At 73.4% G+C, this 13,698-nt stretch carries 13 protein-coding genes; 2 read left to right on the top strand and 11 right to left on the bottom strand.

Annotated features, from left to right (window positions below):
• Positions 1-11: 11 nt before the first annotated feature.
• On the bottom strand, positions 12-1,475 hold the full coding sequence (locus ABZX40_RS13140; protein WP_355734693.1) for an alkaline phosphatase PhoX: 1,464 nt from the start codon (positions 1,473-1,475) through the stop codon (positions 12-14).
• Positions 1,476-1,811: 336 nt separating this feature from the next.
• Entirely contained in the window at positions 1,812-3,359 is a 1,548-nt protein-coding gene (locus ABZX40_RS13135) for a hypothetical protein (protein ID WP_355734690.1), read from the bottom strand.
• Positions 3,360-3,896: 537 nt separating this feature from the next.
• Here ABZX40_RS13135 and ABZX40_RS13130 point away from each other — a divergent pair.
• A complete protein-coding gene (locus tag ABZX40_RS13130) occupies positions 3,897-5,720 on the top strand; it encodes an endonuclease/exonuclease/phosphatase family protein (RefSeq protein WP_355734688.1) in 1,824 nt (607 codons plus the stop codon).
• Positions 5,721-5,793: 73 nt separating this feature from the next.
• Here ABZX40_RS13130 and ABZX40_RS13125 read toward each other — a convergent pair whose 3' ends face one another.
• The 5 genes from ABZX40_RS13125 to ABZX40_RS13105 form a co-directional block, all read right to left on the bottom strand.
• Positions 5,794-6,666 (bottom strand): SRPBCC domain-containing protein, encoded by an 873-nt coding sequence (locus tag ABZX40_RS13125; RefSeq protein WP_355734685.1) that lies wholly within the window; start codon positions 6,664-6,666, stop codon positions 5,794-5,796.
• 77 nt (positions 6,667-6,743) lie between these two features.
• Complete coding sequence (locus ABZX40_RS13120) at positions 6,744-7,406, bottom strand: helix-turn-helix domain-containing protein (RefSeq protein WP_355734682.1); 663 nt, start codon at positions 7,404-7,406, stop codon at positions 6,744-6,746.
• A 66-nt stretch (positions 7,407-7,472) separates the two neighbouring features.
• A complete protein-coding gene (locus ABZX40_RS13115) occupies positions 7,473-8,174 on the bottom strand; it encodes a hypothetical protein (RefSeq protein WP_355734679.1) in 702 nt (233 codons plus the stop codon).
• A 60-nt stretch (positions 8,175-8,234) separates the two neighbouring features.
• On the bottom strand, positions 8,235-8,960 hold the full coding sequence (locus ABZX40_RS13110) for a hypothetical protein (protein ID WP_355734676.1): 726 nt from the start codon (positions 8,958-8,960) through the stop codon (positions 8,235-8,237).
• A complete protein-coding gene (locus ABZX40_RS13105) occupies positions 8,957-9,133 on the bottom strand; it encodes a hypothetical protein (RefSeq protein ID WP_355734674.1) in 177 nt (58 codons plus the stop codon). Before ABZX40_RS13105 ends, ABZX40_RS13110 begins: the two co-directional genes overlap by 4 nt.
• Before the next feature lie 171 nt (positions 9,134-9,304).
• Here ABZX40_RS13105 and dapA point away from each other — a divergent pair, with 171 nt between their 5' ends.
• Positions 9,305-10,231: a 4-hydroxy-tetrahydrodipicolinate synthase gene (gene dapA / locus ABZX40_RS13100; protein WP_355734671.1), complete on the top strand. Its 927-nt coding sequence runs from the start codon at positions 9,305-9,307 to the stop codon at positions 10,229-10,231.
• A 23-nt stretch (positions 10,232-10,254) separates the two neighbouring features.
• On the opposite strand, the gene ABZX40_RS13095 is transcribed toward dapA, so the two are convergent.
• The 4 genes from ABZX40_RS13095 to dapD form a co-directional block, all read right to left on the bottom strand.
• Positions 10,255-11,466 carry a WD40 repeat domain-containing protein gene (locus tag ABZX40_RS13095; RefSeq protein WP_355734668.1) on the bottom strand — a complete coding sequence of 404 codons (1,212 nt, stop codon included), beginning with the start codon at positions 11,464-11,466 and terminating at the stop codon, positions 10,255-10,257.
• Positions 11,463-11,993, bottom strand: a complete 531-nt coding sequence (locus tag ABZX40_RS13090; protein ID WP_355735323.1) for a SigE family RNA polymerase sigma factor — start codon at positions 11,991-11,993, stop codon at positions 11,463-11,465. The genes ABZX40_RS13095 and ABZX40_RS13090 overlap by 4 nt, the downstream gene beginning before the upstream one ends.
• A 238-nt stretch (positions 11,994-12,231) precedes the next feature.
• Positions 12,232-12,495 (bottom strand): hypothetical protein, encoded by a 264-nt coding sequence (locus ABZX40_RS13085; RefSeq protein WP_355734665.1) that lies wholly within the window; start codon positions 12,493-12,495, stop codon positions 12,232-12,234.
• A 159-nt stretch (positions 12,496-12,654) separates the two neighbouring features.
• On the bottom strand, positions 12,655-13,644 hold the full coding sequence (gene dapD, locus ABZX40_RS13080) for a 2,3,4,5-tetrahydropyridine-2,6-dicarboxylate N-succinyltransferase (RefSeq protein WP_355734663.1): 990 nt from the start codon (positions 13,642-13,644) through the stop codon (positions 12,655-12,657).
• Positions 13,645-13,698 lie beyond the last annotated feature (54 nt).

The following is a 13,698-nucleotide window of genomic DNA, read 5'->3' as shown; positions in this document are numbered from 1 at the left end:
CGGACCCGCGCCTACCGCCGCTGGCGCTTCCAGGGGCCCTCGATCGCCAGCATGATGCCGGGCGTCTGGATGTTGGCGTAGAGGGTCTTGCCGTCGGGCGAGAAGGTGACCCCGGTGAATTCGCTGTACTCGGGCTCCTCGGCGGTACCGAGGTTGAGTTCGTTGCGGGCGATGGGGTACGTCCGGCCGCGGTCGGTGGCGCCGAAGAGGTGCTGGACGCCGTCGCCGTCCTCGGCGATGATCAGGCCGCCGTACGGGGAGACGGTGATGTTGTCGGGGCCGTCGTAGGCGCCGTCGGCGGACGGATCGGGGTTGACGCCGATGAGGACCTTGAGGGTGAGGGTGCGGCGCGCGGGGTCGTAGAACCAGACCTGGCCGTCGTGCGCCTGACCGGGGCTCTCGGCGCGGGCGTAGGACGAGACGATGTACGCCCCGCCGTCGCCCCACCACATGCCCTCCAGTTTGCGGCAGCGGGTGACCTGCCCGGCGGTGAACTGCTTGCGCACGGAGACGGTACGGGCGTCCCGGTCGGGGACGTCCACCCAGTCGACGCCGTACACCGTGCCGATCCGGGTGGCGCGGGAGAGGTCGTCGACGAAGCCGCCGCCGGAGTCGAAGCACGTGAACGCCTCGAAGCGGCCGGCGTCGTCGGCGAGGGTGCGCAGCCGCCCGCGGCCGTGCCGGAAGCCGCCGGGCGGGGTCCAGCGGAACAGCAGGCCGTTGGGGTTGGAGGCGTCCTCGGTGAGATAGGCGTGCCCGCGCCTGGGGTCGATGACGACGGCCTCGTGGGCGTACCGGCCGAGCGCCTTGACGGGCTTGGGGTCCCGGTTGGCGCGCCGGTCCTCGGGGTCGACCTCGAAGACATAGCCGTGGTCCTTGGTCATTCCGTTGGACCCGGCCTTGTCCTCGGTCTCCTCGCAGGTCAGCCAGGTGCCCCAGGGGGTGGTGCCGCCCGCGCAGTTGGTGGCGGTGCCCGCCACGCCGACCCACTCGGCGACCTGGCCGCCCCGGCGCACCTCGACGACCGTGCAGCCACCGGCCGCGGCGGGGTCGTAGACCAGGCCCTCGGTGAGCGGGACGGGGTGGGCGGCGCGGGTGCGGGGGCCGCCTATCTCATGGTTGTTGACCAGCAGGACTGCCCCGCGCGGACCGTCGAACGCGGCGGTGCCGTCATGGTTCGAGGGCGTGAACTCACCCGACTCCAGCGTGGTCCGGCCGCTGTAGGTGATGATCTCGTACGAGAATCCGGCGGGCAGCGCGAGCAGGCCCTCCGGGTCGGGCAGCAGCGGGCCGTAGCCGATGCCGCCGTGCCGGTCCGCCGCGAGGGTGTCGTCGTCATGGCCGTCGGCGGTGTCGGTCTCGGTGGCGGCGAGGGCGTTGGGCGCGGTGGCGAGGGCGCCGACGCTGCCCGCCAGCGCCACCCCGGCGCCGGTGATCGCGGAGTTCCTGGCAAAGTCCCTGCGGGTGAGCGACATGCTGTCTCCTGAGAACGGTGGGCGTGCCGTGGAGGACGATGAACGTGCCGTGGAGGGTGGCGGCGACCGTGAACCGGCGCCAATGTTCCGCCCACGCCTGAACGCCGGTTGAACACAGGGGAACGGGGTCGCAAGGGCTTTCGGGCCGAACCCTCACCGGGTGCCCCGGCCTCCGCCCGACACCCCCACCCGACGCCCCCGCCTCACTCTCCCGACCGATCGTCACCCGACCGAGCCCTCACCCGCGTCCCCCACACTCCGCTTCCCCCACACCCCGCGCCCTCCCCATCCCCGCACTCCACGCCCCACGCCCCCGCCCCGCGCGGCTGCGCCCCCTCACCCCCCGTTCTGCGACCGCGCCTTGAACGCCGCCTTCCGGGCCTCCTTCGCGATCTTCTTGTCCGGGTGGAGGCGGCCCATCGCCTCCAGGACATCCGCGGTGGCCGGATGCTCCACCCGCCACGCCGCGTCGAAGAAACCGTTGTGCTGCGCGGCCAGGCCCTCCACCAGCTCGCGCAGTTCCTCGGAGTTGCCCTCGGCGGCGAGCTGCGCGGCGACCGTGTCGACGGTCAGCCAGAAGATCATGGCCTGGGACGGCGGCGGTACCTCGGCCGCGCCGTGCTCGGTCAGCCAGACCCGGGCGAGACCGCCCAGCTCGGGATCGTCCAGGACCTCGCGGAGCGCGGGTTCGGCCCGGAGGCCGACCAGGGACAGCGCCTGCTGGCAGTGCAGCCGCCGCAGCGGTGCCCCGGCGTCCGCGCCGCGCGCCGCCGCCAGCAGCTCCCGCGCCGCGGGCAGCGGGTCACGCCGGTCGAGCCACTGCTCGGTCTCGGCTCGCGCGGCCCTCGGCCCGAACGCCGCGGTGCCGTCGAGCAGCGCGTCCGCGCCCTTGTCGGCGAGGTCCCCGACGGCCGGTGCGTCGATGCCGTTCTCCAGCAGCCGGGCGCGCAGCCCGTACTGGCCGAGCGGGGTCAGCCGGACCATGCCGTACCGGGCCACATCGCTCTCGTCGACGCCGTCCGCCCCGGCCCCGGAACCGAAACCGGAACCGGCCCCGGAACCGGCGTCCGCGTCCGCCATCGCCTCCCCCGACTCCACCGCCGCCTCCGCCGCCTCCTCCTCCTCCGCCATCAGCGTCTCGTCCACCGGCCGGTAGGCCACCAGCCCGATCGGCTCCAGCAGCCGGAACTGGTCGTCCAGCCGCATCATCGCGTCGGACACCTGTTCCAGCACATCGTTGGTGGGCTCGCCCATGTCGCTGGGGACGATGACCGAGGCGGCCAGCGCGGGCAGCGGGACGGGGTCGCCGCCGGGCCCCTCCTCGCTCACCGAGAGGAGATAGAGATTGCCGAGCACACCGTCGAGGAACTCGCTCTCGGCCTCGGGGTCCCAGTCCAGCTGGGAGAAGTCGACCGTGCCGTTCGCGTCGAGGGACTCGACCAGGTCGTCCAGGTCGGGCACGCTCGCGTCGGCGAGGACCGTCTCCAGCGCGGCCAGCCACACCCCGAGCACATCCTGCGGGGACCCGGCGGTGAGCAGCGCCAGCTCCTCCCCCGCGACGACGGCGCCATCCCCCTCGTCCGCTTCCCCCTCCGCGATCTCCACCAGCCCGGTGTCCACCGCCACCCGCCACGCCTCGCTCGCCAGCGCCGCCGCCTCGTCAGCGGTCAGCCCGAGCGCCTCGTCACCGGTCAGCCCCAGCGCCGCCGCGGCCGGGGCCAGCTGGTCGTCCACCAGCCCGCCCCCGGCATCCACGCGGGTCCCGGGTCCGGCCCAGCGGGCGAGCCGGACGGCCCGGGACAGCAACGGCGTGGACAGCGCGTCGCGCGCCAGCTCCGCTTCGGGGGTGGTCCGCAGCGGGGGCAGGGAGGAGCTGTCAGACATCGGGGGGTACTCCTAGGGCCTGGAAAGCCGTAGCGCCTGGAGAGCCGTACCCCGCGCGGACGACGGCCCGGGGACGGACCCACTGGCCCGCATGGACACGTCACGTCGCTCCGGCACGACACTCGGTTACGCCGCTCAGCCTAGACGGATATGAACCCATGCCGCCCGGTTCATCTCCCCGACGACTCCCGTCCATGGCTGAAACCTTGACAACTGGCCTGGGCAGGCTGGAGATTGACGCGCGTAGAAAGCGGGCGGACAGCGGTTCACCGACGGGGGGTCGGCGCACGGGGGTGGGCACCGGCGCGGCACCGGGCCGCACGAGATCGCGCCCCCTCCGCCCCACCCGCCGCATACCGCCCCACCCCGCCCCGCAACACCCAGCCCCGCCCCGCAACACCCCGCAACACCCAGCCCCGCCCCGCAACACCCCGCAACACCCAGCCCCGCCCCGCAACACCCCGCAGCACCCAGCCCCGCACCGCCCCGTACCGCCCCACCTCACCCCGTACGCCGCACATCCTCCGGAGGGATACCTTGCCGAGCAAGTCTTCCGCGCGTCTCGCCGCGCTCACCGTCGCCGCCGTGTGCTCGGCGGCGTCGACCCTCGTGCTGACCTCGCCCGCCCACGCGGACGCGGTCCGGATCCATGACATCCAGGGTTCGACCCGGACCTCCCCGTACGCCGGACAGCAGGTCACGGACGTGACCGGAATCGTCACCGGTGTCCGCGGCTACGGCTCCTCCAGAGGGTTCTGGATACAGGACCCGACCCCGGACGCCGACCCGGCCACCAGCGAGGGCGTCTTCGTCTTCACCTCGTCCACCCCGAGGGTCGCGGTGGGCGACGCGGTGACCGTGTCCGGCACGGTGACCGAGTACGTGCCCGGCGGCACCGCCTCCGGGAACCAGAGCCTGACCGAGATCACCCGCCCCACGGTCACCGTCGTCTCCAGCGGCAACCCGGTCCCGGCCGCGACGACGATCGACAGCCGCTCGGTGCCGTCCCGCTACACCCCGGCCGGCGACCCGGCCGCCGGCGGCTCGATCAACGCCCTCACGCTCCGGCCGCAGAGATACGCCCTGGACCACTACGAGTCCCTGGAGGGCATGAACGTCCAGGTCTCCGACACCCGTGTGGTCGGCGCCACCGACCCGTACACCGAGCTGTGGGTCACGGTGAAGCCGTACGAGAACCGCGGCGCGAGCGGTGGCACGGTCTACGGCTCCTACACCGCGCAGAACACCGGGCGGCTCCAGATCCAGTCGCTGGGCGCGGTGGCCGACTTCCCCAAGGCGAACGTCGGCGACACCCTCACCGGCACCACCGCCGGTCCGCTGGACTACAACCAGTTCGGCGGCTACACCATGGTCGCGAACCGCATCGGCGCCCTGGAGCAGGGCCAGAACGAGCGCGAGACGACGGACCGACAGCGCCGTGACGAACTGTCCGTCGCCACCTACAACGTGGAGAACCTGGACCCGGCCGACCAGACGTTCGAGGAGCACGCCGCCGCGATCGTGACCAACCTCCGCTCGCCCGACATCCTCTCCCTGGAGGAGGTCCAGGACGACAACGGCGCCACCAACAACGGCACGGTCTCCGCCGAGCAGACGCTGACGAAGCTGACGGACGCGATCGTCGCCGCGGGCGGCCCGGCCTACCAGTGGCGCTCGATCGACCCGGTGAACAACGCCGACGGCGGTGAGCCGGGCGGCAACATCCGCCAGGTGTTCCTGTTCAACCCGGACCGGGTGTCCTTCACCGACCGCGCGGGCGGCGACGCCACCACCGCGACCGGGGTGACCAAGGTGCGCGGCAAGGCGGCGCTGACCGCCTCCCCGGGCCGGATCGACCCGGCGAACACCGCCTTCACCGCCAGCCGCAAGCCGCTGGCCGGCGAGTTCGTCTTCCGGGGCGAGACGGTCTTCGTGATCGCCAACCACTTCAACTCCAAGGGCGGCGACCAGAGGCTGACCGCCCAGTACCAGCCCCCGACGCGCAGCTCGGAGACCCAGCGCCACCAGCAGGCCACGCTGGTCAACGACTTCGTCCAGGACATCCTGGCCAAGCAGAAGAACGCGGATGTCATCGCCCTCGGCGACATCAACGACTTCGAGTTCTCCGAGACGGTCGACATCCTGGAGGGCGAGGGCGAGCTGTGGTCGGCGGTGAAGTCCCTGCCGAGGAGCGAGCGTTACTCCTATGTCTTCCAGGGCAACAGCCAGACCCTCGACCAGATCCTGATCAGCCCGTCGATCCGCCGCGACGACTTCGAGTACGACAGCGTCCACATCAACGCGGAGTTCCACGACCAGATCAGCGACCACGACCCGCAGGTGCTGCGCTTCCGCCCGTAGCCACCCACCCACGGGAACCGGGCCTGTCGTATCGCGTGTACGCGTGACGCGCTACGACGGGCCCGCGTCCCCGTCAGAACCGACCGCCACCCCCGCCACCAGCACCGCCACCGCCACCGCCGCCCTCGTCGCCACCACCACCGCTGTCGCCGAACACCCCGTCCAGCCAGCCCCGCCACCCCGCCTCGACCCGCGCCGGATCCGCGTCCGGGGCGAAGTCATGGACCGCCATCCCGACCACATGACCCCAGTGGTTGCGGCCGAAGACCCGGATCAGGGCGTCCCGCGTCCGCAGCCCCAGGAAGTACGGGTCGTGGTAGTCGACGACCGCCTCCAGCGCCACGCCCTCCGGGCCACCGACCCGCACCCGGGTCCCCTCGGGGGCGTCGCCGGTCAGTCCGAGCGCCCGCTCGACCACCGCGAGCGCGTCGGGCGCTCCCGCCGCCTCCGGCCCGTCGAACGCGGCGAACGCGGTGAGGGGACGGCCCGCGAACCGGGTCAGATACTGGCGCAGGGTGTGCAGATAGAAGCCGGTGTGCCGGGCGGCCCCGTCGTACTGGTTGTCCCAGTCGTCCACGAAGATCCCGCTGTGCACATAGCGCACCCAGGCCCGGCGGCCCTCGTCGCGCGGCTCGATGGTGTAGTCGAGCTGGTTGAGGGTCTGGGACGCGGACGGGGCGTCGAACTCCGCCCGGTTGGTGTAGCGGTGCGGCGGATCCCAGGCGACCACCTCGGAGCCGTACGGTCCGGCACCGCCGGCGCGCGGCTCGGGCGGGTCCATCGGCCACAGCCAGCCGCCGGTGCCGGTGGTGACGGCGTCCCACACCCGCTCGGGCGGCGCGTCGACCTCGAACTCCCGGGCGATCTCGAAGCCTTGCGCTTCTGCCTTTTCCTTGTCGGCTTGCTTGTCGACTTCCTTGTCGGCGGCGGGGTCGGGGTCGGGCATGGCGGGGCTCCTGGCTCCTGAGGGGTCGGGACGGGGGTTCTGGCGGGTGGGGTTCCGACGGGAGGCCGGACCGGGCATCATCCTGGCCGGGAATCCGACGGCAACTCCGGAGATCCAACCCCCTCCACCTCACCCCCACCCCGCCGCCCCACCCCCGGCTCCTTCACCACCGGATGCAGCGCGACGACGATCCGATGATCCCGGCCCCCCTCCGCGTCCGGCGCGTCGTACTTGCGGATGAGCGCGCCCACCCCCGCCGCCAGTTCCTCCACGAACGCGGCCCGGTCGGCGGCGGAGGCGAACCGCACCTGACCGTCCAGCGCGAAGGTCGCGAGCCGTTTGCGGGCCCGCGCGGCGCCGGTGATCAGCGCACCGGCGTCCCGCACCAGCCGGGCGCCGAGCGCCAGCATCCAGCGCGCGGAGAGCTGGTCGCGGAACCGGTCCGGGTCCGGCTGCACGGCGGCCAGGGCGAGCGGCGAGATGACATAGGACGCGGCGGTCGCCCGCATCAGCCGCTCGGTGACATTGCCCTTGCGGCGCTCCCCGGCCAGCTCGACCAGCCCGTGCCGCTCCAGCGCCTTGAGGTGGTAGTTCACCTTCTGCCGGGGCAGTCCCACCCGGCCCGCCAGCATGGTGGCCGACGCGGGCCCGGCGGCCAGCTCGGCCAGGAGCCGGGCCCGTACGGGGTCCAGACTGACGGCCGCGGCCTCGGGGTCCTCGATGACGGTGACGTCCAGCATGCCCCCAGACTCCCACCGAACATTATTCTTGTCCAGGAACCCCCGGCTCTCCGGTACCGCCCGGCACTACGCCATGAGCCCCAGCACATGCCGGAACCGCGCCACCGTGAACCCCGTCATCCCCGGATACGACCGCACCCCCTCGTCCGCCCCCGCGTCCGCCCCGACCCCCGTCCCCGCCACCGCGATGGCGCTGTCGTAGGCGGCGTCGTCCTCCCACTCGGCGTAGTTCAGGACATGGGTGCCGTCGTCCGAGGGGTGGAAGTGCGCGGAGATCAGGCCCTCGTGCCCTTGCGTGTCCCCGTCCGGCGTCGCCAGTTGGGCGTCGATCCAGTCCGTCCGCCGGTCGGCGGCCCCGGCCTCGAAGTCGATCCGTACGGTGACGATCAGCCCCGGCACCCGCAGATCACCGGCGGCCCGCTCCCGGCTGCGGTGGCGGGTGTACCGGTGCAGGGGGAGCCGCTCGATGCCGGGGACGGCGGTGTCGATCTCGTCCACGGTCTCCTGGCGCCGCGTCTTGAAGAACCCCGCGTAGCCCGCCGGGCTCTCCCACTGGGCGTGGTGCAGCAGGGTGCTGCCGTCATGGCCGAGATAGACATGGTGGGAGACCAGTTCGCGGGCGGGCCAGGAGCGGCGCTCCCAGGTCGCGGCGAAGGCGTCGACGGCGAGCCGCTGCCGTTCGGGCGTCCCTACCCGCCAGAGGGAGAAGCAGGGCGCCCCGACCTCCGGGCGCAGCAGATCGGGGTGGGTGTCGGTACGGCGGGTCATAGGGGCCTCCTGGTGGCTGCCGGACGAGGACACCCCCCACCCTCCGACCTCAACCGGACTTCAGGTCAAGCCACCCCCGGAGCCCTCCCCGTCCCCCGCTTCCCCTCCCTCCCGCCGCTTCCCGAGCCGGGCCGGCTGGGTCTGGAACCAGTCCAGCCGCGCCTGGAGCAGCGCCGCCTCCGCCGCCGGCCCGGGTACGTCGAGCGCGGCCCCGTCCGCCCCGTCCCCGGCGATCCGCGCGACGCTGACGGCGGGCCCGGCGACGACCCGCAGCCCCTCCCCCGCCAGCCGGGCGAACCCGGCGAGGGAGACGGACGTACGGCCGCGCAGACAGCCGGGGCAGGACGGGGCGAGGGCGTACCAGCCGGGGCGGCCCCAGCCCGCGTCGGCGAGCGCGGCGGCCACCGCGCCGCATCCGCAGGGGGCGGCGGTCGCCGTGCGCACCCGCTGGCGGGCGTGCCGGAAGCCGCGTTCGAAGCGGATGTACCGGCCCAGCACGGTGACTTCGAGGAGCAGGGCCGTGCGGTGCTCCGCGGTGCAGCGCAGCGCGTCGGCGGTGGCGCGCTCGTGCACGCTGTGGAAGCCGCAGTCGCAGCGGCGGTGCGGTGCCGAGTGGCGCAGCCCGTAGACGCAGGACGCGTCGGCCAGCACTCCGTACGGCAGCGCGCCGCCGAGCGACACACCGGTGAACCCGGCCCGGGTGCCGTCCTGGGACAGCACCGGGTGGGCGATCTTGTATCCGGTCGGCGGCTCCGTCGGGTGTTCCTCGGGAAGCCGGGGCCTCATCGGGCGGCCGGCACCTCTGCGGCGACCGGCGGGGCGGCCGGTTCCCCGCTGCCGTCGACGACCGCGCGCTCCTCGCCGTACCGCGCGACCGGGTCGGTGACCATGACCGTGTCCGTGACCGGAACCGGCCGCTCCTGTGCGACTCCGGTGGCGAGTGCCTTGCCGAGCCTCATGACGCCTCCCCTGACCGGGGCTGGTGGTCCGTCCCGGCCATGGTGACCCGGGGCACCCCCGCTGGACAGAGGGCCTCGGAGCGGGCGCCCGACCACTCCTTAGCAACCCTGCGGAACACCACGTAGAAAATTTAAGTGGAGCTTCACAATGCGGGGGCCGACACTGCTCCTATGACGCATCGCGCACCCTCCCTCGCCCTGTCCCCCACGCCCTTCGGCCGCGCCCTGTGCGCGATGGTCACGCCCTTCACGGCCTCGGGGGCGCTCGATCCGGACGGGGCGCGGCTGCTGGCGGAGCGGCTGGTGGCCCGGGGCTGCGACGGGCTGGTGCTGTCCGGCACCACCGGCGAGTCCCCGACCACCTCCGACGCCGAGAAGGCCGAACTGGTGCGGGCGGTACGGGAGGCGGTGGGCGGGCGGGCCACTGTGCTCGCGGGCGTCGGCACCTCCGACACCCGGCACTCGGTCGAGCTGGCGCGCGCGGCGGAGCGGGCGGGCGCGGACGGTGTGCTGGTGGTGACCCCGTACTACAGCAAGCCCCCGCAGGACGCGGTGGAGGCGCACTTCCGGGCGGTCGCCGACGGCTGCGGACTGCCGGTGATGCTCTACGACATCCCGGGCCGCACCGGCACCCGGATCGCCCCGGAGACCATGCTGCGCCTCGCCGAGCACCCGAGGATCGTCGCCGTCAAGGACTGCTCCTACGACTTCCTCGCCGCCCAGCAGGTCATGTCCCGCACCGAGCTGGCGTACTACGCGGGCTGCGAGGAGCACATCCTCGCCCTGTACGCGATCGGCGGCGCGGGCTATGTCAGCACGGTCGCCAATGTGATCCCGGAGCGGCTGCGGGCGGTGCTGGACGCGTTCGACGCCGGGGTCACCATGAAGGCCGGCCGCCTCCAGCGGGAGACGGCCGGTCTGGTCGAGGCGATGATGGCGGCTGGTCTGCCGGGCTCGGTCACCGCGAAGGCCCTGCTGGCGGACCTGGGCCTGCCCGCCGGGCCGGTCCGGCCGCCGCTGCGCGCGGCGGGCCCGGAGCGGACGGCGGTCCTCAGGGCCGCGTACGAGGCCGTCGCCCCCGTACCGGCCGGCTGCTGACCGTCCGCCCGCCCCGGCCCCGCTCAGCCCGTCGCGAACACCGGCTCCCACGGTGTCGCGAGGCCCTCGGTCGGCAGATCCCGCGCCCCGGCCAGCTGCACGACCTCGTCGCTGCCGAGCGTGACCAGCACCAGCCGGGTCTGGTACTCCGTCGTCTCGTCCGGGTCGCGTTCCCAGGCGATGAGCCGACGGTCGTCCACCCAGACGAGCAGTTCTGCGGCGCGCACCTCACCGACCCGTTCTCCGGTGCGGGCGTCGAGGATCTCGGAGAAGGCCCCCTCGGGGGTGTCGCGGAGCGGATCACCGGCGGCGAGGCTGCCGTCCGGCGACAGCCGGGCGCCGACGTCCGTCCGCAGATACCGCTCCCCGGCGGGCGTGGCGATCGGGCGTCCGTTCAGGTCGTAGTACTGCTGGACGTCGTCGTGCAGCCCGTCCGACCGCCCCCGCACGGTGGTGTCACCGGCGCCGAAGGCGAAGTCGTCGCGTCCGCTCGCGGACGGCTGCGGGTCGACCCGGCTCCAGCGGGCCGAGGCGTTCGCCGGATCGATGAGGTAGAAGCCGGTGCGGCTGGAGGGGGCGTCGCGCAGGGCGCCGTCCCCCTCATCGCCCTCCGCCAGGGCGAACAGGTCGGGATGCTTGTCGTAGGTGGTGGCGAGGAGCTGTTCCCCGTCCGCGGAGAAGGCGAGGCCGCCGATGCCGCGCTCGACCGGGATCCAGCGCTCGACCTGCCCCGTCGTCAGGTCGAGCAGCCCGATCCGCCGGGCCGGGAGGTCCCGTTCCAGCACCGCCGCGGTCCGCGCGCCGGGCGCGACGGCGACGAACGACCAGCGCGGGTCCTCCTCGTAGCGTCCGGTACCGGGGTCGAGCAGCGCGTAGGTGCGTTCCTGCTGTGTGGTGCCGTCGCCGTTCACCGCCGTCGCGGTGGTGAAGTGGGCGGCGAGCACGATCGGTCCGGCGGAGAGCCGGTCGCGCGGCGGCGACTGGTCCGGGTGGGCCTGGACATCCGGGGCCGTGCTCTGGGTGGCGGACGGCGCGTCCCGCTCGCCGGTGTCCAGCAGGGGCACCCCGGCGGCCAGGGTCACTCCGGCGACGGCCGCGGCGGCGGTGACGGCGAGCGCGCGGGCCCGGCGGCGGCGCCGCAGGGCGAGCACCCGGTCGGCGAGGGCGGGGCCCGGGGGCCGCTGCTCGGCGGCCTGTTCGCCGAGCGCCTGGCGCAGCAGTACCTCGGTGTTCACGAACGTACCTCCAGGGGTGAGCGGTCGACGGCGAGGGAGGCCAGCTCCGGCGAGTACGCGCGCAGCCGTTCCAGCGAGCGATGGGTGGTGGACCGTACGGTGCCCACCGAGCAGCCGAGGATCCGGGCGACCTCGGCCTCGGGCAGATCCTCGAAGTAGCGCAGCACCAGCACGGTCCGCTGGCGCGGGGTGAGCCGGGCCAGCGCGGCCCGGATCAGCAGCCGCAGTTCGGCGGCGGTACTGGCGTCGCCGGTGCTGCCGTGTTCGGGCGGCTCGGCGACGGTCAGTTCGCGCCGGGGCCACTTCAGCCGCCAGCGGCCGATCTGCTGCCGGTAGAGGATCCGCCGGACATACGCCTCGGGTTCGTCGATCCGCTGCCAGCGTCCGGCGGCCTTGATCAGGGCGTTCTGGAGCAGATCCTCGGCGGCGTGCCGGTCGCCGCCGCTGAGCAGCACGGCGGTTCTCAGCAGCGCGGTGGAGCGGTTCGCCACGAACCGGCGGAAGTTCTCCTCGGCCTCGGCATCCATCGTCACCTTCTCTTCCCCGGGTCCGGCGCTCTGCGGTGTCCGGCCCCCCTCACCCCTGCTGACGCGCGGGCCGGCCCGCCGCTATGCCTGGTGCGCGAAAACGGCCCGGGGCCGTCCGTTCCGCGTGCTGCGGTTCGGACGGCCCCGGGCCGTGCCGCCGGGCGGCTGCGGCGGTCTCACTCGACGGCCGTGCTGCTCAGGGCAGTCTCACTCGACGGCCGTGCCGCTCGGGGCTGCCTCACTCGGCGGTCGTCTCCGCCGCCACGGCCCCCTCCGTCGTGGTCTCGTCGCCGAACACCCGGAAGTGTTCGAGGACATCCTCGGCGGGGTCGTCGATCTGGCCGATGTGGAGGTTGACCAGGCCGACCCGGGTGCCGTTGTGGGAGTCGGTGTGGGTCTCGTCGGCCTGTGCGGCGGCACCGCCGGACAGCCAGCCCATCGCGACCGCCGCGACCGCCCCGGTCAGTAAGCGTGCCGTGTTCCTCGTGCCCAGGTTCGTCATTGCTCAGCCCCTCGTCTCGCGACCGTTCGGCGGGTGATCGGACGCGTCGGAACCCCCGGCGTCCGTCTGTTCATCTGCTTCACCCGCTTCATCTGCCGAACGGGCCCCGAGGACACGGACGGTGGTCCTTTTAAGTGATCGTCATCGATCGCCGGGACATCAGTTGTGGCTGTGCAGGACGTCGTTGAGGCCGCCCCACTCGGCGTTGTTGGGGCGGGCCTCGACGGTGCCGGTGACGGAGTTGCGGCGGAAGAGGATGTTGCTGGCGCCGGAGAGTTCGCGGGCCTTGACGATCTGGCCGTCGGGCAGGGTGACCCGGGTCCCGGCGGTGAGGTAGAGGCCCGCCTCGACCACGCAGTCGTCGCCGAGCGCGATCCCGATGCCGGCCTCGGCGCCGACCAGGGAGCGCTCGCCGATGGCCACCCGCTCCTTGCCGCCGCCGGACAGGGTGCCCATGGTGGAGGCGCCGCCGCCGATGTCGGAGCCGTCGCCGACGACGACACCCTGGGAGATCCGCCCCTCGACCATGGAGGTGCCGAGCGTCCCGGCGTTGAAGTTGACGAAGCCCTCGTGCATGACGGTGGTGCCGGCGGCGAGATGGGCGCCGAGCCGGACCCGGTCGGCGTCGGCGATCCGGACGCCCGCCGGGGCCACGTAGTCGGTCATCCGGGGGAACTTGTCGACCCCGAACACGCTGACGTGCAGCCCGCGGGCGCGCGCGGCGAGCCGTACGGTCTCCAGGGTGTCGACGGCGACCGGGCCGAGCGAGGTCCAGGCCACATTGGGCAGCAGGCCGAAGATGCCGTCCAGGTTCTGCTCGTTGGGCCGGACCAGCCGGTGCGAGAGCAGATGCAGCCGCAGATAGGCGTCATGGGTGTCGAGCGGCTTGTCGTCCAGCGAGGAGATGACCGTACGGACCGCGACGGTCTCGACATCGCGCACCCCGTCCTTGGCGAGCGCGGCGACGGCGTGCTCACCGAGCAGCTGACGGGTGCGGTCGGCGTCCAGCCGCTCGGTACCGGCCGGTCCGGGCGCGTCGGACAGTTCGGGGGCGGGGAACCAGGTGTCGAGAACGGTGCCGTCGGCGGCAATGGTGGCGAGCCCGGCGGCCACGGCACCAGTGGTACGGGAAGCAGTCGTGTCGGTCATGGGGGCAACCTAACCGCCCGCGCCCCACGGAGGCCAAACCGGGCCGGGAGCGTC

Origin of the sequence: Streptomyces sp. NPDC004610, assembly GCF_040609715.1 — a bacterium.
Taxonomy (GTDB): domain Bacteria; phylum Actinomycetota; class Actinomycetes; order Streptomycetales; family Streptomycetaceae; genus Streptomyces.
The sequence above is the reverse complement of the archived record's forward strand: the minus strand, read 5'-3'. Positions and strand labels throughout refer to the sequence as shown.

Coding starts and splice junctions, on each gene's coding strand:
- ABZX40_RS13125 (WP_355734685.1), bottom strand. CDS start 6,666: ATGCCCGACCCCGACCCCGCCGCCGACAAGGAAGTCGACAAGCAAGCC.
- ABZX40_RS13120 (WP_355734682.1), bottom strand. CDS start 7,406: ATGCTGGACGTCACCGTCATCGAGGACCCCGAGGCCGCGGCCGTCAGT.
- ABZX40_RS13140 (WP_355734693.1), bottom strand. CDS start 1,475: ATGTCGCTCACCCGCAGGGACTTTGCCAGGAACTCCGCGATCACCGGC.
- ABZX40_RS13090 (WP_355735323.1), bottom strand. CDS start 11,993: ATGGATGCCGAGGCCGAGGAGAACTTCCGCCGGTTCGTGGCGAACCGC.
- ABZX40_RS13135 (WP_355734690.1), bottom strand. CDS start 3,359: ATGTCTGACAGCTCCTCCCTGCCCCCGCTGCGGACCACCCCCGAAGCG.
- dapA (WP_355734671.1), top strand. CDS start 9,305: ATGACGCATCGCGCACCCTCCCTCGCCCTGTCCCCCACGCCCTTCGGC.
- ABZX40_RS13105 (WP_355734674.1), bottom strand. CDS start 9,133: ATGAGGCTCGGCAAGGCACTCGCCACCGGAGTCGCACAGGAGCGGCCG.
- ABZX40_RS13115 (WP_355734679.1), bottom strand. CDS start 8,174: ATGACCCGCCGTACCGACACCCACCCCGATCTGCTGCGCCCGGAGGTC.
- ABZX40_RS13110 (WP_355734676.1), bottom strand. CDS start 8,960: ATGAGGCCCCGGCTTCCCGAGGAACACCCGACGGAGCCGCCGACCGGA.
- dapD (WP_355734663.1), bottom strand. CDS start 13,644: ATGACCGACACGACTGCTTCCCGTACCACTGGTGCCGTGGCCGCCGGG.
- ABZX40_RS13085 (WP_355734665.1), bottom strand. CDS start 12,495: ATGACGAACCTGGGCACGAGGAACACGGCACGCTTACTGACCGGGGCG.